The organism is Verrucomicrobiota bacterium (genome assembly GCA_039192515.1).
In the GTDB taxonomy this organism is placed as follows: Bacteria; Verrucomicrobiota; Verrucomicrobiia; order Methylacidiphilales; family JBCCWR01; genus JBCCWR01.
This window is the reverse complement of sequence record JBCCXA010000013.1, coordinates 1-26,041: the sequence shown is the minus strand read 5'-3', so window position 1 is coordinate 26,041 and position 26,041 is coordinate 1. Positions and strand designations below refer to the sequence as shown.

Here is a 26,041-nt window from a genome sequence, read left to right as displayed (position 1 = left end):
TCTAGGAGCTATTTTAGCTTTCTTATGTCTACAAATTCACCAGATGGCTTAAGTATTAAACTTGGCATTACCTTCATTAGTTTCGCAGCTGCTTCTTGAGGATTAGGCATCGCATCAGTGCCACGCGCATTCATGAGTTTTTGTAGAGAAGAAAATTGGCTCAGATCGACCTTGCCTCCACATAAGTAATCTTGCATAGCTGTGTCTACTAACCCAGGAGCCAAAGCAATAAAGTGTGTTTGCTCCTGTTCTCTAGCATAAAGCTGAATCAACATATTCAATGCTGCTTTTGAAAGAGCATATCCTCCCCAACCTCGATTTCCATTAACAGCCGCACCAGATGAAATGGCAACCACTTGTTTGATTTCCGAAACGATATGAAATAATGCATCCAAGAGCGTTTTATTTGCCCACAGATTTACCTCCATCATTTCTCTAAGATCATGAAGTGAGGTATCTTTTAAATCCTTGATTTCTCCTAAAATACCAGCATTTAATACTACTAAATCTAAGCTTTCTACATCTTTGAGTAAAAGCTCGAGATTTTTCTGAACAGCTTTCGAATCCGTGATATCTAAAGCGCAAAATGTTGCTTCATCTATTGGACAAGGACGTCGACTCACTCCATAAACTTCAGCTCCCTGCTTTAGGTTATACTCTACTAAACCAAGCCCAATTCCTGAGCTTACTCCTGTTATAAATACTTTCATGATATGTCTTAATGATTTGCTTTTCTTCAGTCTTCTTCTTGTAATCTTTTACTAAGATATCCAACTTAAGAGTTCAGTTTAAACATGAGTCATAACACTCCCAAGATATTTGTACGTGGTGATCTAGATGGTTTTATCGGCCTATTTATAGACAACCTCTTACAACTCATGTTAATCTCGATACTGTGCCCATTGTTATGCGGCCTTCCACCTGAGTTAATCATCACTCGCATTCTTCCAGGTGCAGCTTTTTCCATTTTTGTGGGAAACGTATTTTATTCATGGCAAGCGTACCGCTTGGCAAAGAAAACAGGTCGAAATGACATCACGGCATTGCCTTACGGTATCAATACCGTCAGCTTGATTGCATTCATATCTTTAGTGATGGCTCCTGTCTACCAACAAACCAAAGATGTTGAGCTTACTTGGATGATTGGGCTTTTTGCCTGTTTGGTAAGCGGCTTATTAGAAACCATAGGTGCCTTTTGTGGTGATTATATAAGAAGACATACGCCTAGAGCAGCGTTACTCTCCGCTTTAGCTGGAATTGCTATCACTTTTATAGCAATGGGGTTTGTCTTTCAAATTTTTGCTTCTCCTATTGTCGCATTAGTTCCCGCCTTACTGATCATACTCTTTTATGCCTCCAACATGAAACTCCCGTTGAATCTCCCAGGAGGGCTTGTAGCTGTCTTTGTAGGAACTGCTCTAGCTTGGATTTTAAAGTCACTTGGTCACTTTGAGTTTCGCGAACCACCCGCAGCAAATGTTGCACTGGGTCTTTATTTACCAAGCATTTTTATCCATAAACTCGTACCGTTTATTCTCCTAGAAGAGGGCTGGAAATACTTGTCTGTGATTATACCCATGGCGCTATTTAGCGTAATAGGTTCGTTACAAAACCTTGAGAGTGCTGAGGCTGCTGGTGACTCTTTTCATACACGTTCTTCCCTTCTCATGAACGGCTTTGGAACTCTCTCTGCTGCTTTCATGGGAAGCCCATTTCCAACCACGATCTACATAGGACATCCAGGCTGGAAAACGATGGGTGCGCGTATTGGCTATTCGGCCTTAAATGCCATCATTATCTCGATCCTCTGCCTGTTGGGTGCCGTAACCGTTGTTCTAAAAGTTGTTCCCATGGAAGCTACACTGGGGATATTGCTCTGGATTGGCATCATCATGATGGCCCAATCTTTTCATGAAACCCCCAAACACCATGCTTTAGCTGTTTCTTTAGGCTTAATTCCGGCTTTTGCCGGCTGGGCGCTTCTCCTTATTGAAGGCACTTTACGAGTTACAGGAACTTCACTCGATGACGCTCTAAATAACTTTATTATACAAGATATTCATATTGAAGGAATGATCGCTCTCAATCAGGGTTTCCTTATAACTAGCATGATTTTAGCCTCACTAACTGTTTGCCTAATTGAGCATAGGTTTAGGGCTGCTTTTCTTTGGTGCTGTATAGGAGCAGTTTTATCCATGTTAGGAATTATCCATGCATACACCATTAACCAAGGTATTATTCAAATAAGTCTGGGTTTTTATGAGGCCCCACAATTTATAATTGCTTATCTGATAACAGGATGTTTGATTTTTGCTCTAGGTAAGATAGCCAGTAGAAAAGACGCTAATTAAGCACGCTTAGCTTAATTGTTTTTTGATATCCATAAGAAGATTCGAGCAACCATCTTCTAAAAGATCCAAGACATGCTCAAAACCATCCGCACCTCCATAGTATGGGTCGGGCACTGTTTGGTCGCTATGCTCCTTGCAATAATCACAAAAGCTTTTCACCTTTTCGCGCTCTTGTTTATCTTCGGAAAGTGCCAAAACATTATCATAGTTGTCATCATCCATCGTGATGACTAAGTCAAAAGCACTTAAGTCCTTCTGTTTGATTTGACGAGCTCGACTTGTTAATTTATATCCACGATCAGCAGCTGCAGCAGACATCCTCGGATCAGCGGGGTTGCCTTCGTGAAAACTAATGGTCCCTGCTGAATCAATTTCAATCCTGTCCTCCAACTCCTCTTCTGCAACTAAGGATGTGAATACCCCTTCAGCAGCAGGGGAACGACAAATATTCCCCATACAAACAAATAACACTCGAAATTTAGACATAGCCTTATGTGGAATATAGATAAAGCGCGATGCTTTGTAAGCAAGATTTTAAGCTCGATGATGCAATAGAAGTTGAACGAGATGCATAAAAGCTTGAGCCCCTAGCAAAAGTGAGTCGACGAAGATGTGTCAAAAAGGTAATCCCACTAGGAGTCTCTATGTCTCCAGAGAACAAGATCTTGCACAGATCTTTAAGTCCCTACTGCATCATTCGGAGTTAAAACTAGAAGTCTCAATATTAAATGTTGAGACTTCTCGATAAAGATGATCAAAACTCTAAAAGTTAAAGCCGAATGATACATTGACTGAGTGGGTGCCGAGTTCGCCCACTTCTAATCTACTAGATTGCGCACCTAATCCCCCCCATAAAACGTCAAGATCAAATGTCTCTTGATAAAGATAAGCGACTTTAGCATACCATCTCTCACTAAAACGGTATGTTACCCCAGCTGTTACTTGCCAAAGGGGAACGACTTTGTAGCCATCGCCATCCACTTCACCACCTTGATCATTGACAAAGAAGATATCTTGTAAGGTAATGAAAGTACCGCCAAAGCCTCCCCCAGCAAAGGGCACGATTTCGTGCTGATCAAAGATGGTGAAGGGGTATTCAAACCTTAAGTTACCCGTAATAGGTGCTTGCACGAGATAACCATCACCTAATCCATCAATGTCATTATATGAGCCCGAAAGTTGTAATTCTACCGCCAGATATTTAAGAGGGTTTGCACCTAGGGTGAAACCCATAGCAACTCCAGGATCAAAATCAATCTCACCAGGCCCCGTAGCAAGTCCACGCTTAATGGAATCGATTTCCAAAGATTCAACAAATGTTGGACGAGCATCTAATTGGAAATACCAAGCTTTAGGCTCACTCGATGGCTGCTCCATCACTTCAACTCCTGGGTCAACAGGATCCACACTAGGGGTAGAAACACCTGCTTGGACATTTATTCCAAGGGAAAACATCAACAAGAACACGCTTAATTTATTCATAACTAATTCCGGTATATCTATTATTACTCACAGATCAATGACAAATAAGTAGTTAAACACCTTTAAAGAACTTTATTTGCATATCTAATCACAAAATACCTCGGCTTGCTCGTAAACATACTTTAGAAAAATATGCATTTCCTTGAATATCAGTCTGAGCCGAACCACACTTCAAACTTGAAACCATATGGATCCTCAAGCACCCTTTTCATTGTTTTTGGGAATTGAAAGAAACTATGCAGCACTATCGCCTACGCCATAAGCTTTTTACAACATTTTTAAGCGGCTACTGCTTACTTGGACTAATCTTTCTAGGAACTCCCAAAATGGAGATCTTTCCCTTCTTTTCATGGTTTTTATTTGCCCTAACGCCTAACCCTTCAGCAGAGTATAACTTTCAAATCATCACCTATGGAGAACAGACTTTCTCACCTCCAATTATTTACAATGAAGCCAAAGGCATTGTGCCTAGCCCAAATTCTATTAAAGTTCCGAGACTCGCTACAACGATGGCCAAAGCCTTAGAAGAAAATCAGACCGACGAATACCACACAGCCAAAAGAGTTTTTGAAAGCAACTACTTAGATAACCAAAAATCCATTTACCAACTGATTGAAATTAACTACGACCCACTTGAACGCTGGAAAACAGGTGAAGTCAAAGTCACTCCAGTCCAAACAATCACTATTCCCTGAGTATCCATGTCCTTTAGAAAGAAGTTTAGCGCACATACTACCTCTATTTCTAGTTCCGAGATGGTGAAAGTTTGGGAGAAACTAACTCAGCGATTTATCAGTGGTCAGACTTTTATTCGCTGCTACTACTGTGGTCTCTTTTTCATGGCAGTTCCCTATTTACGCCGTTGGCCAGATTTACTTGAGACAACCGCATTTGATACGCTCTGGCCAGTATATTGGCTCAACTGGCTTCCGGAAGGGTCTGTAAGAATAGCTGTTGGAGGTATCCTCTTTCTCTTTCTTTTCGGCACCATGCTTGGGGCAATCTCACCTGGCTATCGATGGGCCAGACTCGTAGCGTTCCTAGGAATTTTTCTGGCACAGGCCCTACAAAATTCCTACGGAAAAATAAGTCATTCCTACCACTTGTGGCACCTAAGTGCCTTCCTGCTCATTTTTCTTCCACATGGTTGGAATGCTATTGCCTCTGGGGTCTCTCGCATGACTAAACTTCAAACCTTACAGACCATATGGTATACTCTTGCTTTTATTTTGATGACTTACTCGATGTCTGGATTGGGCAAAATCGTTTGTGCTCTCTATCAGTTGGCCTTAGGAGAAGTATCTGCCTTTCACCCACTCTCCATGTCTATACATGTCGCCACTCGACTCTTGGAAACAAACACCGAGACACAGCTTGGTGCTTTCTTGATAGAAATCGGTCCTTGGAGCTGGCCTTTGCTTATTAGTGCGACCTATCTACAGTTTGTATCTTTAGTGATTGCCTTTCGCCCCTGTTTATTGAAAGCATGGGGTCTTGGTCTAGTGCTCTTTCACCTTTCTGTTTGGTTTACTTTCAAGATTTCTTTCTTCCCCGCATGCCTCATCCTTGCCTTATTCATGTTCGCGGGCCCATTTGGACAGGACTGTTATACGATAAAAGAAAGATTGCTTTGTTTACCTGGAATAGGATTATTTAAGTTTCTCGGTAAGAAGTAGTCTCATTTAAAAATGCGTATTTTGGTTATCACATCCAGCACAGGCGGCGGACATGACATGCGAGCCCAATCTTTTAAAGCTTGGGCCAACAAACTCACTGACTGGGAGGTTCGTGTCCACCAAGCACTAGAATCTACTCACTTCATCTATGCTCTTGGTGTTGAAATTTACAACTGGATACAACGCTTTTTCCCTAGGCTTCATCATCTCTATTTTAATTATCTAGAAATCATGGGTATCCACCGCCAAGCCAGCCAGCTTATCGGAGCTGAAAAATTTAAGAAATTGCTCTTAGATTTTAAACCGGAAGTTCTGGTTAGCACGCACGCCCACCTCAATCACGGTTTTTTCGAATACGCTGTAGAGACTTTGGGCGGGCCAGCCCACCTTAGGTGTGTTACCATCAGCACAGAATTTTTTGGAGGCTATGGCTTTAGTAAGCACTGGGTCAACCCAAAGGCAGATCTTTTTATAGGAGGTGTAGCTGAGACTTGCAAAGCGGCCATCAAACTAGGCATGCAGCCAGAAAAAATATTCTGTGGAGGATTTCTGCTACGCCCCAAGTTTTTTGATAAAGCATGCACCTTGGCTAAAAAAGAAGAGTTTCTCGGTCAAATGGATCTTAGTCCCTCTTCCTTTACTTTACTTTTATCTACTGGAGCTGTGGGGGCCAATAATCATATTCCTATTCTTAGAGCATTACGCCAAAGAGATAAACCTCTCCAAGTCATCGTATTATGTGGGAGAGATGAAGCGAGGCTCAATCGCGTAGAACGTTGGTCTGATCGCCCGGGTAAGCTTAAGGTAAAAGCTTTGGGGTATTGGGAAGATATGCCCTTATTATTGCAATCTGTCTCCGCAACAGTTACGCGCCCAGGTGCGGGAACATTAAGCGAAGCTATTCTTACAGAATGTCCACTGATTATGAATGGCATAGGGGGCATCATGCCTCAAGAATGGCTCAATATTAAATATGGCACTAAGCACGGTCTTATACGTGTGATTAGAAAGCCGCGTGATTTATGTAAAATACTGGACAATTGGGAGCGTCGACCAAGTGATTACCAAAGCATCATCAACAATCTTAAACACCAAAAACCTAATGCCCATCCAAGCCAGATCCTTGCCAAAGCCGTGGGACAAGAAATCACTTTGTCAAAAGGGTGCCTTTAGTAATTAATATGCCATAAATTTATCGAAATCATTGGAGACAGAGAAGACGAGCCTCAAAGAAAGGAGATTCGATGAAAATGTATCCAAAAGTGATACTACAATGAGTGTTTTATGTTTCTTAGGGTCAAGATCTTGCTAAGGTTATCTAGTCTTTTTTGCATCATCCAGTTTAAATGAACATGTCATCAGAACACATCCAAGCAAGGCTTCATTTACGAGCTGTTATCCCCACACTTGTTGAGTTAGTGGCCATTGATGAAACGGCTCAAAAAATCTGCTCTGATTGGAATTTTAATGTGTGCTTTAGTTCCTGTAGTGGCATAAAGAGTTCGCTAGGCTTTCAAAAAGGGGCCGTAGTTGCTTCCTCTGCCGCTGACTCAATTAGCGGATTAAAACTTCTCTTTTTGTCAGACAAGCAGGTAAATAATCTCTTCCTCAAAAGCGGCCTAGCCATTCCTATACCCGTATGGGGTTTTAGACATCTACCCACTGTCACTTCTTTTTCCAAACTGACTGATCGCCTTGAAGAGATTCTTAAAGCTCCAGTAGAATCACTAGAGAAGGATTCTGAGCTTCTCTATTGCTATGTGCGTTTGCTTATACAAAAGCTAATCCCTTGCGCGGTTACTGAGCTCGCCCTTCATGAAGCAGAATCCCAACAAATATTAGGACTTAAAAAAGGAATGGTTCAATTGGTTGTTAATACCCCTGAGCCCACAGAACCCATTCAAAGTTGGATTCATATTGGCACCCAAACTATTCATTGTGGAGTTGGAATAGCACCTCAAACAGCTGATTTTGTCCTTATTTTCAGGAATCTCGAAACTGCTCTACTGTCGATACGCAACGAAATGGACACACTAGCCGCTGCTTCAGGATGCGAAGTCAACTTGCAGGGTAATATCCCATTAGGTGAAGCCGTTAGCTTAATTATGGAGCGTATAGGAATCTACATATCTTGAGAGCTCAAAAAGCGCCTTTGATACCGATCTGAATATAGGGATTAAGAGCTGAGTCATTCTTAATCTGCAAACTATCCTCTATATAATCCCATCTACGATAAGGAACAATACCACCATCTATTTCTGCAGAAAGCCACTCTGTAATAGAATAATTCAAACCTCCCCCGACACGTGCTTCCATATACGAAACGATAGAATCATTAATACGAGGCATTCCTGAATCAGTTCCTAGATCTTCACCTACACGAAAGCTACCAGCTTTGAATTCTCCACCAATAAATAGAGTAAGAGACCCATTCACCTCGTATTCAAGCTTAGGTTTAGGAAGAATGAAGTTAAGAATCCAAGCATCTGCAAACTGCCATCTCACTCCAACAGCGGGTATCACGGCTATATCGGACCAAGGATCAACAAGCATACCAACTATCCACTGCAAGTTGGAATCTATTAGATAAGTACCTCCTAGAATGAGAGGAACATTCACATCACTAAAAGTGATATCTTCAAAATCACTATATAAACCGGGACGCGCCTCTAGACGAAGTAGCCACTGATCTGATAATTCATAATCAAAACCCAGTACTGCATACGTAGAAATAAGGCGCTCCGAAATGGGTGCTCTCCCAACATCGGAGAATAAGAAACCCTCTGAACCTGCTCCGAGGCGCAAATAAGTGCCATAGGTGAGAGGAATTGAGGCGACTAATTCAGCGTCGTAGGTGTCCTCAGAAATTGAACCGAGATCGCGATTACCCTGCTTCAAATCACCATCAAATACGTGAGAATAGTCTGCTGAAAACTCATAAGATACGGGGATACCTTCCTCCTCTTCTACTCGAAGATCAGCATCAGCTTCATAATCATAAATACCCCCTTCAGAGTATGATAGGAAGCTCAACGAGATTACCAAAAAGACAACAGATATCTTTTTCCAATGACAGTTACATATGATGTCTAACACTTATACCTCTCCTACTAATTCGCATTATTTTTTTCTTAATATTCTAATGTTCCTCTAACGAGGCTTAATTTAAGTCGATATGTAATAATTTAACAACTTTTTTTACCTCTTGGAGCAGAACATTTGCTGAAGCCATTCGTTCCATACCGCCGCCTCCTATGATTGGTGGCGCTAAAACAATATCTAACCTCCAGACTAAAGTTTTGCTAGAATCCTCAGGATATGGCTCGAGTTGATAGAGCACAAAGGTCCCATAAATAGTGTGACTGACGTAAAATTGCATATCGCTTAGGAATAGTTTGTTTTGCAACTCAGATTGCAGATAACATCCTGCCAGAAAGGCCATATCTCCTTGAATTAAGATGTGCTCAAAATAGAAATCTGGATTTCCTCCCCCAGATAGAATCCTTCTTAGTATGGGGTCAAAATCTTGCTTTAGAGCTGGCAAACCAGAAATCACCTTTTTGAGTTCCGTAGAGATGCTGGTCGACCTCCCGGAATTATCATAGGTAGACAGCTTATTCAAGCCACCCCTCTTAAAGGCCAAAGACCTGCTTGCAATTATTGTTCGCCAAGCCTTATTTATATCATTTAGTGACTTGTCTAAATTTTTACCATGCCCCTCATATATCTTAAATAGTTCGTTAGCTTCAACATTGCTTAGATTTAGAGGAAACTTAGTGTCTCTAAGCTCACCCGTTTGATTTAACATCCATACACCCCTGCGCCTAGCCCGCGTCAATTGCATGTCCGAAAAACTTTTTTCAGATATGCCTTTTCCAATCCTTCTATGCAAAATAACTCCTGAGTTTTTATGTTTGGAAGGGTCCCACTTCATAATGCTAGCCCTTACATCTTTTGGCTTCCCATTTATGAGAAAGCAAGTCTCTACTGCCATAGCAGAAGATCTTGCATTGATACGAACTCTCTTACCCAAGATTGAGTTAGCTTTTAAGGTCTTAACATCCTCTATTTTGAATGCTCTAAGGTCATTAGAAAAGGCTGATGCGTTATGAAACAACAACAGCACTATTAGACCCAAAAACGATTTCATCATACCTCTATGCCTTATGGTATCAAATAAGAGACCCTGGTAACTTTTTAATCGAAGCTTTTAGGAAATCAAGGACTACTTCCTAGATACTAATTCAAAAATTTGACTATCATTTATCTGCGTCCTATTTATTAGACAAGCCCTAGGACTTTGCAGATTGTATGTATTGGAATATCTAATATGCCTAGAATTGAAACCCAAAAAGCCAATATCAAGCAATGGGGAAATAAACTATGGCCCTATGCACTTCTCACTATTTTCACTCTATATATTCTTATAGAAGTCGTTTCCCATTACCTAGCCCATGTGGCAACTACAGTTCCAAGCTTTAAGATCCCCAACAAAACACCCGCCTCATACGGTCTCGACTACGAAAACATTACACTTGTTACCAATGATAACCTGCATCTTAAAGCTTGGTGGCTAACAAAGGGAACCGCCAATTTACCGACTATTTTGATTATCCACGGACTAGGAGCTAGAAAGGAATCGATGCTTTCTTACATTAGAGTAGCACAGAAAAATGGTTTCCCCGTTCTTGCTCTGGACTTAAGAGGTCATGGAGAGAGCGAAAGTAGTCTTACAACTATTGGTTATTATGAACAGCAGGATATCATATCTGCACTTGCTTATCTCGGATCCCACAACATAACCAATACGATTCTCTGGGGCACCTCTATGGGCGCAGTAATAGCCATTCATGTTGGTGCAAAACAGCTAGATCAAACCCATGCCAAGATTTCAGGTATCATTGCAGATGCTCCATTTGATACGCTCAAGGCGACGCTCGCTCACCATGGAAAACTCTTATATGGTCTGCCAGAATTCCCCTTTATGACTGTTACCTATTCTAAAATTGAGAGAAAAATGAAGTTTGACCTTGATGCGGTTAATTCTTTGCTGGCAGTAAAAAAGCTGGAATGCCCTATCCTTTTGCTAGCTGCTGAGCACGATGTAAGAATGCCGGTTGCACTTGTAGAATCAATCTACCAAGCTGCCAGAGAACCTAAATACCTATGGACCATACCTAAGCAAAATCACGAGGTGAGAACCTTTACTTGCGAGTTAGAAGAGCAAATCCTTTTATTCTTGGAGAAATGTCAAACTGAAGAAGTCTTTTGATTTTCAGCCATTGCCACTACATACAGACCTGCAATAAGCATTAAGAGACCTATGATAATACCCGCCCAAAACAATGGTGAAAGGTCAAGGTTAACCACTTTCCAACCAAATAGATTGAAATGAATGTAATTGAAATGTGTAATACCTTCCAACATACACATAGGAACTGTCAATCCCGCCCCCTTAACAATCGTAATGTAACCTAATATCTCTTGAAATTTCACTATTCCTTTCTAGTCCACTTATTAGCGGGCTCAAGTTTTTTATGCTTCTTTTTTCTTCAAGCTTACTTTTGTGATTCCAGGTATATATATCGGACTAAAACCTAGGTGTCTTTCGATAAATCTTATAGAGCTTAAGTTCCATATTACAAAAAAGACTAAATAGGCAAGCGCTGCCCCTAAACCTTGAAATAAAGGACAAAGCACAAACAATGTGACAACCGTCGTAAACGTGCAAATAGATGTCGTCACAGCAAAGACTCTTTCCTTACCTGTCATAGTTAATAAATAGCCAACCGGACCACAAATCATATCAACTAAATGTGCTACCAGAAAAACGCACATCACTGGCCATCCCGAAATAAATTCAGCTCCTGCAATTCCCATAATCTTGCTGCTCAAAGCCATCATGCCCAGCAATATGGGCAGTGAAATCCAAAAAGTGAGCCTTACAGAACGTTTTACTATATTGAGAAGCTGATCATGTTCACCAAGCTTGTAATGAGAAGCTATAGCGGGAGCAACCACAACATTCATGCTGTAAGATATCACTCTGGCAAATAAGCTTAAAGCATAAGCCATCCAGTAAATACCTACTTCCTTACTATCTGTAAAAAATCCTAAGACCAAGATAGGAATACCAGGCAGAATAAAGACGAGGCCCTTGGACAACATCATGGGCAAAGATATTTGCATCAAATACCACAAGCTATGTCCTGACCCACCCCTGACTTTCTTTGATTTTCCTAAGTAAAGTGACCGAATGACCATAAGGAAGCATAATAAAGAAAAAACAATAACTCCTATTGCATGAGACTTCACAGGAATTAATATGTCTTCTACGCTTGATTGCATCATCATGAACATGGAAATAAGCATCACCCCTGCAATCCCTACCTCCTTAAAGACAACATAAGCATAAGACTTACCTATTCCCCGTATCACCTCGACATTAATCTCCAACATACAGTGCGGAATAAGAGTGAGTGCACTTATTTGGAATAGGAGTGCCGAAGTTGCATCTCCTCCAAAATGTTCTGCTAAAGACTCTGCGAGAACCCAAATTAAAGGAACCGGTATAGTGAATAGGATCAATAAGGCTGCAGTGATCATAGTGACATAATCTTGCTTAAGGATATCAATCTCATCCTTGTAATGGGATGCGCTGAGCTTCAAGATTGCATTACCAAAGCCCATGGTCGCTAACAAACCCACTACTCCGACTATAGAAAGATGAATGGCAAAAACACCATTACCCTGGACTAAGAAAAAGGAGGCTATGAATACCTTGATTCCTGCATTTAGAGCAGTTGAAGCAAGCTTACCATAAAAGACAGCACCTACTTGTCTCAATAGTCCCCAGTCCCCCTTGCTCACAATAGGAGGCTCCGATCCTGCTAACTTTGTCATATTTATTTGAACATTAGTCTCTATTAACCAATGTCATAACTTCCCTAGATGACAGTGAAAAGCAATAAATTATATCTTAGAAGAGAATTTTATATTATTTAAGACTATTTTTAAAATAATTTAGACCACCCCATCTTTTGACTGAACTTACAGATGGCCTAAAACCTGTTCTAGGTATGTGATGAGATAGTGTCCGAACCCGAGACAACGTATCGTGTCACTGGTGTTTTGAATCATGACAATGGTGCATTTTGTAATGAACAGGCAACCCTGCTTAATTAGGCCTGTCCATTCTCTGGCTTGACCAGTGAAGCCTCTAGAGATCTATGCGTAGCCGAATGATGCTTGGATCTGCACTAAATTATCAGGGGATCAATCCCACGCAAAATATAGGAACACTTGGATACCCAAAGATACCCGGTACTGAAGCAGGGCATGACAAAAATGAATATCTAATTTTAATGCAAAAATGCTCTAGATTTTGACTTTTAGCATAAGTTTGTTTTGAATCCCATATGGCAAGAATCTTATACGGCGTCATGGGAAACACGAATGGACACATTATGCGCACGCTCTCCATTGTTCCTCATCTGGCTGAACACAAATTTCATTTCGCAGGAGGAGGACGCGTGCTTGAAACAATTAAAAAACAATATCCTGTGCTGGATCTCCCTGTGCTGCGCACCAAATACAAAAACCAAAAACTAGACCTTGCAGGAACTATTGGACAGATTTTATTACGCACTCTGCAAATTCCTCTGATATGCTACCGTCTTAGAAAATTTGCTAAAAACTTCAAACCCGACCTCATTATCTCTGATCGAGAATTCTTTACCCCAATCTATGCTCTCATATCAGGAACGCCATGCATCTCTATTGATCACACACACATATTGAAAGCATGTGAATATGAAGTGCCAGACAATCTCAAAAAGATCTACTTTCTCACCATGCTAAATGACTATCTATTATTCGATTTTACAAAGAGAAATCTGATCGTCTCTTTCTTTACTCCACCTACTAAGCCAGGAGTCTCCGATGAAATTTTTCCCGCTGTGGTGCGTCCTGTGGTAGAGAAGGTAAGATCCAAAGAGGGTGATCATATCTTTGTTTATTTAAGCGTCCCTAAGTTTCCAACTCTTATTGAAACATTGCATAAACTTGACCGAAAAATTATTTTCTATGGAGCAGGCAAGGAAGGTGTTGAGAGAAACATTACCTACCGGAACTTTAACGAAGGACAAATTTTCAAAGACCTCGCAAGTTGTCGTTATGCCGTTGTCAATGGAGGACATAACCTTATCTCAGAAGCCCTTTATTACGGCAAACCTATTATGTGTTTCCCACTAGCAGGCCTTATAGAGCAGTGGATAAATGTTCATTTTATAAGAAAGCTAGCCTATGGTGATTACAGCTTCGATAGAAACCCGAAGCCCGAGCATTTTGAAAATTTCGAGACACGTCTTGAGGAATATCGTGAATCAATCGCCAAAAATTTTGTTCACGGAACACCCCTTATTGTTAAGCGGCTGAAGGAAATTATTTCGGAATACGAAACATAAGCTACCTAAGTGATCGCTTTAAATCGCCTTTAGCACGATCTAGAATCCCATTGACAAACCTCCCAGATTCGTCAGTGCTGAGCGACTTGGCGAGCTCAATTGCTTCATTCATGGCCACTATAGGTGGAACTTCCTCCTTGTAATGCATCTCATACAAAGCCAAACGCAGAACATTTTTATCAACAGAAGCAATACGCTCAAAATCCCAATTAGCAGAATATTTCTTAATGCGCTTATCTAACTCATCACGTTTTACTAAAACGCCTCTTATCAAAGGCTCTGAAAATTCCCATAACTTCTTGGATGGTTCTGTAAGCTCTACGAATTCAGAAAGTGTTTGATCTAAATTATCTGTAGCCACAAAATCATTTTGATACAAAAACTGGATCACTAATCTTCGACCATCCCTACGTTTTCCCATTTCTTACAACCCCTTAGAGTGTTTATCTAGAACCGATTCTAACAAATACTTAGCCGCCTCCGCTGCCTCGCGACCACGATTTAAGTCATTACCGAAACAGCGTTCCATAGCTTGTTCTTCATCTTTTACAAGAAGTACTTGGTGAAGGATTGGAATTTCAAAATCGACACTTAACCTCATAAGCTCGTTTGTCACACTATTGGCAACTAATTCCGCGTGGACTGTTTTTCCCTCCCAAATCAACCCAAACGCGATGACAACAGCAGGTGACTGCTTCTTGATAACCTTCTTTACTGCCAGAGGAATTTCAAAAGAGCCGGGTACTCGTTCCACAGTAACATTATGATTACCTAGCACTTTGGTAGCAGAGTCTATTAAAGCATCTACATATTCTTTATTAAATAAGCTTGCAACAATGGATACCTTACCTTCTACCTCTTGTGGAATTTGAACGACTCCGGAACTTTTCATAAAAATAAAGCCTGATCTAAAGTATGTGACCCATCTTCTTTTTCTTTGTCTGCAGGTAGCGTCTATTGTGAAGATTGGCCTTCACTTTAATAGGAAGCTGATCCACAAGATCTAAGCCATAACCTGCTAAACCCACAACCTTTTTAGGATTATTTGTCATGAGCCGCATTTTATGGACTCCCAAATCACACAATATCTGTGCTCCCATACCATATTCACGTAAGTCAGCAGGATAACCCAATTTTATATTCGCCTCAACCGTATCTAAACCTTGCTCCTGTAACTTGTATGCTTGAAGTTTAGCCGCCAAACCTATACCTCGCCCCTCCTGACGCATGTAAACTAAGACACCAGACTTAGCCTGACTAATCATCGTTAAGGCATCATGTAACTGGTTTCCACAATCACATCGACGTGACCCAAAAACATCTCCAGTCAAACACTCACTATGCACTCTAACCAAAGTTGGTTTTGTCTTTAAAATTTTACCCATAACCAAAGCTAAGTGCTCTTGGCCGTCTAGCACCGAACGATACATGTACAAATCAAAAACCCCATAATCCGTAGGCATTTTGATTTTCTGGACACATTCAATCAGCTTCTCCTTCTGTCTGCGGTACTCGATCAATTGCTGTATCGTTGAGAGCTTTAGCCCATGTTCGTGCTTCATGGCAACAAGCTCTGGCAAACGCGCCATACTCCCATCTTCTTTGAGAATCTCACATATGACTGCCGATTCATCGAAGCCTGCTAATCTAGCCAAATCAACCGCAGCCTCTGTATGACCAGCTCTCTGCAAGACTCCACCATGCTTGGCTTGTAAAGGAAAGACATGCCCAGGCTGAATAAGGTCCATTGGTTTACCTTTTTTACTGGAAAGAATCTTGATCGTCTTCGCCCGGTCTTGTGCACTAATTCCGGTCGTCACGCCCTTTGCTGCGTCCACAGAGACCGTAAAGTCTGTTTTGAAGGATTCCCTGTTATCTAGAACCATACGCTGTAAGCCATATTGCTTGGCACGCTGCTGGGTTATAGGAGCGCAAATAAGACCTCTACCGTGCTTAGCCATGAAGTTTATAGCCTTGGGAGTCACTTTCTGGGCTGCTACAATAAGGTCTCCTTCGTTCTCACGATCTGCATCATCAGTGAGAATCACAATCTTGCCAGCACGAATATCAGCTATAACATCCTCAATAGAATCAAAGATATCCTCCGATAGAGGCTGTTTTTTTTTTGTTTCGGTCATAAAAGCACTGCGCTAAAAGGTTAGTTACACTAAGGCCTAAACTAGCTCTTATCTTGCGATTTAGATATACTCAAAGTAAGCCCGCAAAATGAAAGAGCAAATGTGTTTTCATTTAACGTCATTAAAATGATCTAATAGTTTAGGCTCGGCGGGTTTTGTAATAATTAATAAGACCATTTGTTGAAGCGTCATGTGAGCAAATTTCACCTTCTTCAAGCAATTCTGGGAGTATTACTTTAGCCAGTTGCTTACCAAGCTCAACGCCCCATTGATCAAAGGAGTTGATATTCCAGATAATACCTTGAACGAATATCTTATGCTCATACATGGCAATCAAACTACCTAGCACCCTGGGGGTCAGCTTTTGAAATAAAATAGAATTTGTTGGACGATTCCCTTCAAAAACTTTATGAGGGATAATTTTTTCAATCTCAGAGCCCTCTTTTCCTAATTTGGCAAACTCAGCTTTCACCTCCTCTTCGGTCTTGCCTTTCATCAAAGCCTCTGTTTGCGCAAAAAAGTTTGATAATAGAATAGGATGATGCTCCTTCTCAACTCCCACTGGATTGTGTGTTTCAATAGGAGCCAAAAAATCGCAGGGAATCAACTTTTTCCCTTGATGTATCAATTGGTAAAATGCGTGCTGACCGTTTGTCCCCGGCTCTCCCCAGATAATAGGTCCTGTAGAGTATTCTGCTGGCAATCCGTCGCGCGTTATAGATTTACCGTTTGATTCCATATCTCCCTGCTGAAAATAAGCTGAAAAGCGGTGCATATATTGGTCGTAGGGTAGGATTGCTTCAGTCTCAGCTCCGTAAAAATTATTGTACCAAATCCCCATGAGAGCTAGTAACACAGGTAAGTTCTCAGCAAAATCCGTAGTCCTAAAATGCTCATCCATTTCATGAGCACCCGTTAGAAGCTCTTCAAAATTATCCATACCTATATAAAGAGCTATCGATAACCCAATCGCGGACCATAATGAGTATCGACCACCTACCCAATCCCAGAACTCAAACATATTTGCAGTATCAATACCAAAAGCTTTGACTGCTTCACCATTTGTAGAAAGAGCCACAAAATGCTTGGCAACATGCGCTTCATCTTTAGCTGTTCCCAAGAACCAAGTGCGAGCCGTTTTAGCATTTGTCATGGTTTCTTGGGTTGTAAATGTCTTTGATGCAATGAGGAAAAGAGTCGTCTCAGGATCCGTGGATTTCAATGTTTCTGCAATATGAGTCCCATCTACGTTAGAGACAAAATACATATTCATGCCTACCTTACCGTAAGGATTTAAAGCTTCTGCTACCATCACCGGGCCTAGGTCAGAGCCCCCAATCCCTATATTTACAATATTTGTAATGGGCTTACCGGTGTAGCCTTTCCATTCTCCAGAACGCACCGCCTCAGTAAACTCACGCATATGAGCTAATACCTTGTTTACCTCTGGCATCACATCCTCACCATGAACCAAAACTGGACGATTAGAGCGATTGCGAAGAGCGGTATGAAGAACCGCTCGGTCTTCTGTGAAGTTGATCTTGTCTCCTGAAAACATTTTGTTGATCCAATTCTGTAAATCAACCTCTGCTGCTAAATCCAATAGAAGCTCTTTAGTTTTTTTAGTAATGCGGTTTTTCGAGTAATCCAAGAGTATATCTTGAAATTTGGCTGAAAACTGACTAAAGCGCTCTGGGTCCTCAGCAAACAAATCTCTCATTTGCAAAGCCTTTGTTTCTTGATAATGGGCCTCTAAAGCCTTCCAGGAAGAAAGTTCATTACGTGTGGTCATGCTCTTGTCTTAGAGAATCGTAGATAAATTGCCTAGGCAAAAAATAAAAGCCTCCCGTATCAAGAGCCGATACACTATTTGCTAAGTGCCTGATAGCTACCATTCCAATCCTTAGGAGGAGGAGTCTTTTGAAAGATCTCACACCGCTCAATCAAATGTTTAGCAGCCTGGTCATCTGGGCGAAATTCCAGGGAACATTTAAAAGCCTTAACTGCAGTATCAAAATCACGTTGTATGTAGGATTTTAAACCTATTTCATATTGATCGCGGGCTTTAAGGATCTCGGGACAACCACATAGCTCTGGATCCAAAGGCTCATATATAGTTTCTGCAGTCCTTCTACCTACCACTGAAATACTATCTATTTGCCGCCATTCAAAAGCATTTTTCGATAAAGCTTGGGTTCTAGAGCCCACTAATGTTCTTGTCCCATAAACTTTGTTTAAGCCCTCTAAGCGACTAGCTAAATTCACTCCATCGCCTAAAACGGAGTAAGAAAATCGATTGGGTATCCCTACATTACCAACCAATATTTCCCCTGTATTAATACCAACACGAACCTTAAATGGCGGCTTATTTTCTTTTGCGCGTGATGCATTAAGTTTAAGTAATTCATAATGAATATTTAAAGCTGCTCGACAGGCTACAGCAGGATGATCATCTAGTGGTTGTGGTGCATTAAATACGACTAGAATACCATCCCCTAAAAAAGTCAACATGGAACCGCCCAGCTTCTCCGGGTGAGAGGTCAAGATTAACAAGCACTGAGAGAGCTCTTTAAAAACTTCATCTGGTGACAGATTCTCACTAAGTGAAGTAAAACCCGCGAGATCCGCAAAAAGAACCGTTAGCTCCTTGACCTTTCCACCTACCTCAGCCTCTTGCCCACTCGAAAGCGCAGCACGGACTAAGTCACTGGGAACATAACGACTAAAGTTACGAAGGCTGGTCTTCATCTTCGAAAGCGAACCATTTACCACATTCAGTTCTTCGATATTAGTCGGTGTCAAGTTATCCGAAGTAATGTCATACTCAGAAATACGAGCCATATCATGACTAAGACGCGTCAATGGTGCCGAAATACGATGAGCTAGCTTTAGACTCAAGGCTATTGCTAAAAATAGGGCGACCATTGCCAGCAATACGGTCAACATAGCATTGTCTTGCGCCACTTTTATAAAATTAAGCGCTGGCACTATAACCACCAGATAGCTATCAGGGACCAAGTCCCCTGACAATTTTACGATATTAGCAAAATACCAAGTATCCTGGGAATGAAAATCAAGTTGATAGGCTTGATTCTCTCCTTCATTTTCGATCAAGGAATCAAGATCTACCATCTTTTCTTTCAGAGTCAGAATCAAACTTTCAAATGCTTTGCCAGAATGGCGAGCATCAGGGTTAGTGTCTTGGAAGAAACTTGAACCATCGACCTTTAATAAATTTACCCCTCCTCCCTCTTCTATTTGAATGCTATCAATAAACATACATAGATCCTCTAACAATATGTCCACTGCATAAACACCAAGTAACTCTTGTGTATCTGGATCTCGATGCGGCCAACATGCAGTAATGCCAGATATTTCCTCAGTAAAAAAATTATAGGGCTGAGTCCAAATAGGTATCTTACTTTTTGATTCAGCAGCCAAGCGATACCAAGGACGTTCGCGCGGATCGTAACCTTTAGAATCCGAAAATTGGTCTCTTTGATAGGGAGTCAGACTTCCATCGCTTTCTAAAGTGAATTCCCGAATAACCCTCTCTCCATTATCTGCTTCAACGCTGTAATGTAAAAGGTGTCTTTCTTCAAAATAAGTGGACCCTAATAGGCGGCCTTGCTCTTGATCCGCATAATAAATCCAGGTCATTTGTGGAAGTATTTTAAGAAGCGGAATCAGCTCCGATGCTTTATCCTGCCAATTACCTAAATCATCTGGAGAACGGATAATAGCCTGATGTGTATAATTGATAATTCTAATGGCTGGCCTAAAATATTGCTTAATGCGAGCACTTACAGTTTCAGTCTTTTGCTCCATCAATTCGTTAGCTAAATTAATAACGGTCGAGCGAGTTGTATAGATTGCTATCCCGAGGATCAAGCCCGCCGTGGTGATTAAAATCACCAGAGATGCTGACGCTAATATAACCTTTAGCTTAACAAAACGAGGAACTGTCATTGAGATATATATGTATTAACCTAAAGTTGGTCCGGAGGCAAACAGCATTCCCTAACGAGCTTTCTCAATCTCTAAAGAAAACTGTTTTGACTTGTCATTATAATAAAGAGCCTTTAATTCTGTTTATGGCCGACAAAGTTGATCATACCTTCTATAAAGCTTCTGATCGCTTCTTTACTGATAATTCAGAAGAGGGTTTGACCTACGACGATATTACCCTGGCGACGCAATATTCAGAAGTTCTCCCTAGAGAAACCAATCTAGATGTAGCATTATCAAGCGAGTTACAACTACACATCCCTATCATATCCGCAGACATGGACACCGTTACAGAGTCCAAGATGGCGATCTCAATGGCCCATAACGGAGGCCTGGGGCTTATCCATTATAACATGTCCGAAAAAAAACAAGTTAAGGAAGTAGCCCGCGTAAAAAACCATATCCACGGTCTGATTCAAGAACCTATCAAAGTCTCTCCTGAAATGACTATTGGCGAAGTGCTGGAATTTTGCGAAGACAAACAATTTTCATTTCGCACCTTTCCAGTTGTTGATGAACAGGGAAGGCTATTAGGCCTACTACCGGGAAGAGTTGTAAGACCAAGATATCAATCCAAGATGGTCAAAGAAGCCATGGCGCCAAGGAAAAATGTTTTCACCATTCGGGAAAAAGAATTAGGGAAAAATCCGATCAAGGCAGCCGACCATTTTTTTGATGAACACGTAGGTATCCACAAACTGCTCGTGGTAGACAAACAGGATGTCTTACGTGGTCTATTCACACTATCTGACTTGGAGCGTATCCGGGAAGAAGAGAGGGCTAGCCTTAAACCAGCTCGCGATTCAAAATTCCGGCTAGTCTGTGGTGCGGCTATTTCTGCCTCAAGAACTTCGACAGGTGAATTAGATAAAGACCGTATCCTAGAACATGTGACCAACCTAGTAGAAGAAGGCGTAGATGCCATCGCAGTATCCACTGCTCATGGTTTTTCGAAAGGTGTTGGAGAAACTGTTAAACTGGTGCGTAGTGCATTCAAAGAGCTCACACTCATTGCTGGCAATGTCACAAGTGCTGAAGGTGTCGAATTCTTAGCTAAAGCTGGAGCAAATGCGGTCAAGGTGGGACAAGGACCTGGCTCAATTTGCACGACGCGAATTGTTGCTGGCGTAGGCATTCCTCAGCTCACTGCACTCTACGTTGCTTCCAAGAGTCTTGCCAAAAAGGGTGTTCGAATCATTGCTGATGGAGGCATCACCAAATCTGGAGATCTTGTCAAAGCTCTGACTTTGTCTGATGCAGTGATGTGTGGAAGCCTACTTGCTGGATGTCGGGAAGCTCCCGGTGAAATCCTCGCCATAGAAGGAAAAGTTTATAAGCAATATCGAGGTATGGGTAGCTTGGCTGCTATGAAAGCGGGCTCAGCAGCCCGCTATGGTCACAACAACAAAGATAAACAGGAGAAAATCGCTGCTGAAGGAATTGAGGCACTCAAAGAAGTTTCTGGCTCACTAGACTCTGTTTTACGTAATTTGGTAGGCGGTATTCAAAGTGGTATGGGATACCTAGGAGCAAGGAATCTCAAAGAATTAAAAAGAAAAGCTCGCTACATACGGCTTTCCACCGCCGGTATGAAAGAGTCAGCTCCCCATGATGTCGTGGAAGTAAAAACTAGCAAAACTGTAGAGGTCGAGTAAACAAATCAATGAAAACAGTTGCACCTGTTAGTGAAATATATCAAGCGGTCGCTGATGCTTTAAGAGCTTGTCAGCGCCCACTTTTTATCACAGGCGCGGGAATGTCTGCAGATTCAGGTTTGCCTACCTATCGCGGCCTCGGAGGATTATATAATCATAATGATACGGACGAAGGTTATGCTATTGAAGACGCACTAAGCGGCCGTATGCTCCGCGAAAAACCAGAAGTATGCTGGAAGTATTTATGGCAAATCGCTTCCTCTTGCCGCGGCAAAAAGTGTAACAGGGGTCACAAGGTGCTCGCTTCGATAGAAGATGTAAAGCCAGAAACATGGGTTCTTACACAAAATATAGATGGCTTTCATTCGTTAGCAGGATCACAAAATATAATTGAAATTCATGGCAAAGCTTCCCAGCTTATTTGCTTGGAATGTGGCGCAAGAGCTAGTGCAGAAGAATGGATTGACGGATATTCCGGGGAGCCTAAGGACTTACCTCCCAAGTGCCCTAAATGCAATGGAGTCGTTCGACCAGAAGTTGTCTTATTTGGTGAAAGCTTACCCGATGAAGCGATAGAAAAACTCAATTATCTGGTCTATCATGATCAACGTGACTTAATTTTTTCCATTGGAACAACAGGCGTTTTCCCCTACATCGCTCAACCTATACTCATGGCACAAGCAGCTGGCATCCCGACTGTTGAAATCAACCCTTGTGAGACCGAGCTCTCATCGATAGTTGAATACCGTATTGCTGAGAAAGCTGCTAATGCTTTAGAAAAAATCTGGAATTTATGCAACTATTAGAGTGCTATTCCACCTAAAATCAGGCTTTGCCATCTCAAAAACTTCCCCTGAAATAGTATTGGATGAATAAATTGCTGTCCTCTCGAATCATGTTCTGGATCATTCCTCTAGCTACTATCTTCTCACCTGTCTTCTTGAGTTTAGCTATCAAGGCCCTCACTTATATCTCAACCCAATCTTACGTCTATGAAAACGCCCAAGACATCCCTAAAAATAAGGTAGGTCTCGTTCTAGGAACCTCTCGCTATCTAGCGAACGGCAGAGAGAATCTCTTTTTCAGCTTTAGAATGAAAGCTGCTAAGGAACTTTTTGAAGCAAGTAAAATCTCCTACCTACTTGTCAGTGGTGCCAATCCAAGCAAGTATTACGACGAGCCTAAAGAAATGAAAAAAGTTTTAGTGAGCATGGGCGTGCCTGCAAATAAAATATACTGTGATTACGCAGGCCTGCGAACTTTGGATTCTATTATAAGGGCTAAGGAAGTGTTTCAATTGGAGGAATTCACTATCATCTCCCAAGACTTCCACAATCGACGTGCCCTTTTCATAGCACATCATCACAATATCCAAGCTATTGCTTTTAATGCACAAGAGGTGCCCTTATCTTTAGCTACACCTACCATGTTTCGGGAAGAGTTGGCTCGTATCAAAATGGTTCTAGATTTATTTATTATTCGAAAAGCTCCCAGACATCTTGGCGATCCCATTCCTATTCACTCCCCCTAAAAGTGGAACCTACCCGGCTAATGACTTTCCCTATCACTCTTAGAGACTCTAGATCGCTTATTATCCTTACGTTGTGTTAATAAAATAATATCTGCATCATCACGGCCAATAATTTCTTGTGCCCGCTTCAGGGCATTACGAGTAGACATTGTCAGATTCTGAGGTGTGTAATGAAAGACATTTTCGCTACCAATCAATTTCATCAAACCAGATTGAATGAATACTTGTTCAACTTCTTTGTGAACACCACTCACTAAAACAGACCTACCTTCTTCTTTTGCTAAGTGAACTAATTCTATGATCGCTAATGCAGCTGAAGCATCCAGATTCCTAGCATTGCGCAGACGAAGAATCATCACTTTCAAATGAGGAACGAGTACCATTCGTCTCATTTCCTCTAGAAAGAGATCGGTCGCACCAAAAAACAAGTCTCCCTCTACATGAACGATTGATATAGCAGGACGATCACTTGAGGCTTTATTTCTTTCTCCCAAAGCACCTTGTTCATCAAAAGCATATTCCACAATGCTGGGCTTCGAAACCTTCTTGATAAACAAAATTAGAGAAGTTCCAACCCCTAGGTAAATAGCCATGTCGAGTGGAAAAAATAAGCCACCTAGAAAAGTAACCAAGAAAGTAACCATGTCCGAGCGCGTTGTCAGGACAACCGTCTTTATGGTCTTATACTGAAAAAGAGAAACACCTACTACTAAAACCAACGTTGCTAGCGCAGCTTTTGGTATGTAGCCGATCAATGGCCCTAGTGTTAAGACCCCTGCCACCAAAATACCGCCACTTATCATACTGGCTATGGGTGTTTTAGCTCCACTCTCGAAATTGACAATTGACCGAGTAAGAGATCCAGATACCGGCATACCTGATGCAAAGGCATTACAAAAATTAGCAGCCCCCATACTAAACATCTGCTGCTTGACATCTAATCGATCTCCAGACTTTGCTGCCAATGTTTTAGCAATTGAAGAACTTTCTAATAAAGTAAGGAAAGCAATGGCAAATGCTGGACTCGCCAATTGACTGATAAGAGAAAAACCTATTTCAGGCAATGAAACAGGCCAAGATGCTAACGGTAGTGGAGGAAGCGTTTGTAGTTCTAAGCCCTTTGCATTAAGTGCATAATAAACTACGCCTGCCAAAACTAAAGCTACAGCTATAGCCGGCAATTTTTTAAAGAAAAATTTACACAACAAGTAGAGACCTATGGTAAACAATGATAAAAATATAGTTTCTTGATTTGCTTCCAACAATCGAGCTCCCGTTAATATTAAGGCTTCCCAAAAGGTCCCTGACCTTGGAACTTCTATTCCTAAAACGTGTCTCAGCTGATTGACAATAATCAAGCACGCTGCGGCTGTGATATAACCCACAACCACACTTCGTGAAACATATTGTAGTATGACGTGAGCTTGCAAGAAGACACCTAGGAACAGAAATGCACTTACCATAATGATTAACAGTGGTAGGACCACTAGCCTTTGCTCATCTGAAACATCTAGGACCAAGAAAGCACTTAATAATAAGACAGCTGAAGCATTGGTTGGCCCTAACATCAAATAACGAGAGCTGGCAAAGAGTGGACCTATAGTTGAGCCTATTGCTGAAGCATAAATTCCAAACTGAACAGGTAAGCCGGCAATCATGGCGTAAGCCATTCCCTGTGGGAAATCTAACAAAGAGACATTCAGACCGGCTTTGAGATCAGAGCGCAGTGCTTTCAGATTGTAGCTCTTAAGGTGCTGCACGAGTGGTAGATGAAAACACCACTTTTGCCACGAGACCTTCATTTAGTCAGCTCCGCAAAACCCATCAATCCATAGTAGTACCCATTAGCAATAGAAACTCCATCAAAAAGTTATCTTCGCTAAGAAAATGAATCTCCTACTGCTTTTTGCACGAAATAACGAGATCTAGCTTCAATGTATAAGCCTTACTATTTTTAGATATAAGCCACGCCCAATAAGCTTGGTTAAATCAACAAAAAAATGTCCTTTTAAAACCCACAAGTGGGTAAAAAGTTGATTGACGATCTTGAGAAGCTCTTCAATAAGATAATCTATGTAGCAGGCTAAAAACATCTTACGCCTCTCCACCATAATCGAATCACTCTACCCCATAAAAATAAAACTTTTGTGCTTATGCAAAATACGTAAAGATATATAGTCAATTAATTAAAATAGCTTTAATTATTATTAATTATAGAAAATTGAATAAAAAATTCTTTGTTATATATTTAATAAAAATTGACTGGACTTATTTATAATTTAAATTAAACATTAATATATCGACAAGGTTAGGATAATATTAGTTATTTTTCTTGGCTGAATTTTATAAGTTTGATATCTGCTATTACTACTGAATTAAATAGCATTTTTGTATTACTAAGCTTAAATAACATATTTCCTAAGGTTACAAGTTAAAGCAAGATTATAAGCTATAAACTCTGATACGAATGCGTAACAGGGAAGGGCTCACGTGAAATATTTAAGAGAATATTGCTGCAGACAAAGCACTGGAAATGGCGCCAAAAATTGTAGATGTATTGCTGGGGTAGTAAGTATGGCTTTTAAAAGCAAGGGCTACAAAGGACAGACTATTGTTGAATTTGCTCTATGTCTTCCTTTGTTTCTGATGTTAATTTTTGCACTGATTGATTTCAATCGTTATTCCTTTCAAAAGCAAACTATGCAGCGAATCCTACGTGCTACGGCTCGCTACGC

General features: G+C 41.1%; 24 protein-coding genes. 11 read left to right on the top strand and 13 right to left on the bottom strand.

What is annotated here, in order from left to right; translation table 11 throughout:
• Positions 1-8 precede the first annotated feature (8 nt).
• Positions 9-710 (bottom strand): SDR family NAD(P)-dependent oxidoreductase, encoded by a 702-nt coding sequence (locus AAGA18_07480; protein MEM9445180.1) that lies wholly within the window; start codon positions 708-710, stop codon positions 9-11.
• Between the two features lie 84 nt (positions 711-794).
• On the opposite strand from AAGA18_07480, the gene AAGA18_07475 reads away from it, so the two are divergent.
• Entirely contained in the window at positions 795-2,351 is a 1,557-nt protein-coding gene (locus AAGA18_07475; protein ID MEM9445179.1) for an NCS2 family permease, read from the top strand.
• Positions 2,352-2,357: 6 nt separating this feature from the next.
• Here AAGA18_07475 and AAGA18_07470 read toward each other — a convergent pair whose 3' ends face one another.
• Complete coding sequence (locus AAGA18_07470) at positions 2,358-2,837, bottom strand: low molecular weight protein-tyrosine-phosphatase (GenBank protein ID MEM9445178.1); 480 nt, start codon at positions 2,835-2,837, stop codon at positions 2,358-2,360.
• Between the two features lie 276 nt (positions 2,838-3,113).
• Positions 3,114-3,833: an outer membrane beta-barrel protein gene (locus tag AAGA18_07465; GenBank protein ID MEM9445177.1), complete on the bottom strand. Its 720-nt coding sequence runs from the start codon at positions 3,831-3,833 to the stop codon at positions 3,114-3,116.
• Positions 3,834-4,069: 236 nt separating this feature from the next.
• Between AAGA18_07465 and AAGA18_07460 the strand changes: the two genes are divergently transcribed.
• The 4 genes from AAGA18_07460 (at position 4,070) to AAGA18_07445 (ending at position 7,644) form a co-directional block, all read left to right on the top strand.
• The gene (locus AAGA18_07460) at positions 4,070-4,528 is read left to right on the top strand and encodes a hypothetical protein (protein MEM9445176.1); all 459 of its coding nucleotides are present in this window, start codon (positions 4,070-4,072) and stop codon (positions 4,526-4,528) included.
• A 6-nt stretch (positions 4,529-4,534) separates the two neighbouring features.
• Positions 4,535-5,509, top strand: a complete 975-nt coding sequence (locus AAGA18_07455) for a hypothetical protein (protein ID MEM9445175.1) — start codon at positions 4,535-4,537, stop codon at positions 5,507-5,509.
• Positions 5,510-5,521: 12 nt separating this feature from the next.
• On the top strand, positions 5,522-6,682 hold the full coding sequence (locus AAGA18_07450; GenBank protein ID MEM9445174.1) for a glycosyltransferase: 1,161 nt from the start codon (positions 5,522-5,524) through the stop codon (positions 6,680-6,682).
• 173 nt (positions 6,683-6,855) lie between these two features.
• Positions 6,856-7,644, top strand: coding sequence for a hypothetical protein (locus tag AAGA18_07445; protein MEM9445173.1), 789 nt, complete (start codon positions 6,856-6,858; stop codon positions 7,642-7,644).
• 4 nt (positions 7,645-7,648) lie between these two features.
• On the opposite strand, the gene AAGA18_07440 is transcribed toward AAGA18_07445, so the two are convergent.
• Positions 7,649-8,605, bottom strand: coding sequence for a DUF6268 family outer membrane beta-barrel protein (locus tag AAGA18_07440; protein ID MEM9445172.1), 957 nt, complete (start codon positions 8,603-8,605; stop codon positions 7,649-7,651).
• 64 nt (positions 8,606-8,669) lie between these two features.
• The gene (locus AAGA18_07435; GenBank protein MEM9445171.1) at positions 8,670-9,662 is read right to left on the bottom strand and encodes a hypothetical protein; all 993 of its coding nucleotides are present in this window, start codon (positions 9,660-9,662) and stop codon (positions 8,670-8,672) included.
• Between the two features lie 177 nt (positions 9,663-9,839).
• Between AAGA18_07435 and AAGA18_07430 the strand changes: the two genes are divergently transcribed.
• Complete coding sequence (locus AAGA18_07430; GenBank protein ID MEM9445170.1) at positions 9,840-10,781, top strand: alpha/beta fold hydrolase; 942 nt, start codon at positions 9,840-9,842, stop codon at positions 10,779-10,781.
• On the opposite strand, the gene AAGA18_07425 is transcribed toward AAGA18_07430, so the two are convergent.
• Both AAGA18_07425 and AAGA18_07420 read right to left on the bottom strand, forming a co-directional pair.
• Entirely contained in the window at positions 10,760-11,005 is a 246-nt protein-coding gene (locus AAGA18_07425; protein ID MEM9445169.1) for a hypothetical protein, read from the bottom strand. The two genes, AAGA18_07430 and AAGA18_07425, sit on opposite strands and share 22 nt — an antisense overlap.
• A gap of 39 nt (positions 11,006-11,044) precedes the next feature.
• The gene (locus AAGA18_07420) at positions 11,045-12,412 is read right to left on the bottom strand and encodes an oligosaccharide flippase family protein (GenBank protein ID MEM9445168.1); all 1,368 of its coding nucleotides are present in this window, start codon (positions 12,410-12,412) and stop codon (positions 11,045-11,047) included.
• A gap of 515 nt (positions 12,413-12,927) precedes the next feature.
• Here AAGA18_07420 and AAGA18_07415 point away from each other — a divergent pair.
• Complete coding sequence (locus AAGA18_07415; protein MEM9445167.1) at positions 12,928-13,974, top strand: glycosyltransferase family protein; 1,047 nt, start codon at positions 12,928-12,930, stop codon at positions 13,972-13,974.
• Position 13,975: 1 nt separating this feature from the next.
• On the opposite strand, the gene nusB is transcribed toward AAGA18_07415, so the two are convergent.
• From nusB to AAGA18_07390, 5 genes are all read right to left on the bottom strand, one after another.
• Complete coding sequence (gene nusB / locus AAGA18_07410) at positions 13,976-14,395, bottom strand: transcription antitermination factor NusB (GenBank protein ID MEM9445166.1); 420 nt, start codon at positions 14,393-14,395, stop codon at positions 13,976-13,978.
• A gap of 3 nt (positions 14,396-14,398) precedes the next feature.
• Positions 14,399-14,866 (bottom strand): 6,7-dimethyl-8-ribityllumazine synthase, encoded by a 468-nt coding sequence (gene ribH / locus AAGA18_07405; protein MEM9445165.1) that lies wholly within the window; start codon positions 14,864-14,866, stop codon positions 14,399-14,401.
• A 16-nt stretch (positions 14,867-14,882) separates the two neighbouring features.
• A complete protein-coding gene (locus tag AAGA18_07400) occupies positions 14,883-16,112 on the bottom strand; it encodes a bifunctional 3,4-dihydroxy-2-butanone-4-phosphate synthase/GTP cyclohydrolase II (GenBank protein ID MEM9445164.1) in 1,230 nt (409 codons plus the stop codon).
• Positions 16,113-16,251: 139 nt separating this feature from the next.
• Positions 16,252-17,904 carry a glucose-6-phosphate isomerase gene (gene pgi / locus AAGA18_07395; GenBank protein ID MEM9445163.1) on the bottom strand — a complete coding sequence of 551 codons (1,653 nt, stop codon included), beginning with the start codon at positions 17,902-17,904 and terminating at the stop codon, positions 16,252-16,254.
• A 74-nt stretch (positions 17,905-17,978) separates the two neighbouring features.
• On the bottom strand, positions 17,979-20,081 hold the full coding sequence (locus tag AAGA18_07390; protein MEM9445162.1) for an adenylate/guanylate cyclase domain-containing protein: 2,103 nt from the start codon (positions 20,079-20,081) through the stop codon (positions 17,979-17,981).
• Between the two features lie 125 nt (positions 20,082-20,206).
• On the opposite strand from AAGA18_07390, the gene AAGA18_07385 reads away from it, so the two are divergent.
• From AAGA18_07385 to AAGA18_07375, 3 genes are all read left to right on the top strand, one after another.
• Positions 20,207-21,775, top strand: a complete 1,569-nt coding sequence (locus AAGA18_07385; GenBank protein MEM9445161.1) for an IMP dehydrogenase — start codon at positions 20,207-20,209, stop codon at positions 21,773-21,775.
• A gap of 8 nt (positions 21,776-21,783) precedes the next feature.
• Complete coding sequence (locus tag AAGA18_07380) at positions 21,784-22,581, top strand: NAD-dependent protein deacylase (protein ID MEM9445160.1); 798 nt, start codon at positions 21,784-21,786, stop codon at positions 22,579-22,581.
• A 62-nt stretch (positions 22,582-22,643) separates the two neighbouring features.
• Positions 22,644-23,306 carry an ElyC/SanA/YdcF family protein gene (locus tag AAGA18_07375; GenBank protein MEM9445159.1) on the top strand — a complete coding sequence of 221 codons (663 nt, stop codon included), beginning with the start codon at positions 22,644-22,646 and terminating at the stop codon, positions 23,304-23,306.
• A 17-nt stretch (positions 23,307-23,323) separates the two neighbouring features.
• On the opposite strand, the gene AAGA18_07370 is transcribed toward AAGA18_07375, so the two are convergent.
• On the bottom strand, positions 23,324-25,108 hold the full coding sequence (locus tag AAGA18_07370) for a SulP family inorganic anion transporter (protein ID MEM9445158.1): 1,785 nt from the start codon (positions 25,106-25,108) through the stop codon (positions 23,324-23,326).
• 688 nt (positions 25,109-25,796) lie between these two features.
• On the opposite strand from AAGA18_07370, the gene AAGA18_07365 reads away from it, so the two are divergent.
• Positions 25,797-26,041: TadE family protein (locus tag AAGA18_07365; GenBank protein ID MEM9445157.1), on the top strand; the 245-nt coding region annotated here is incomplete at its 3' end.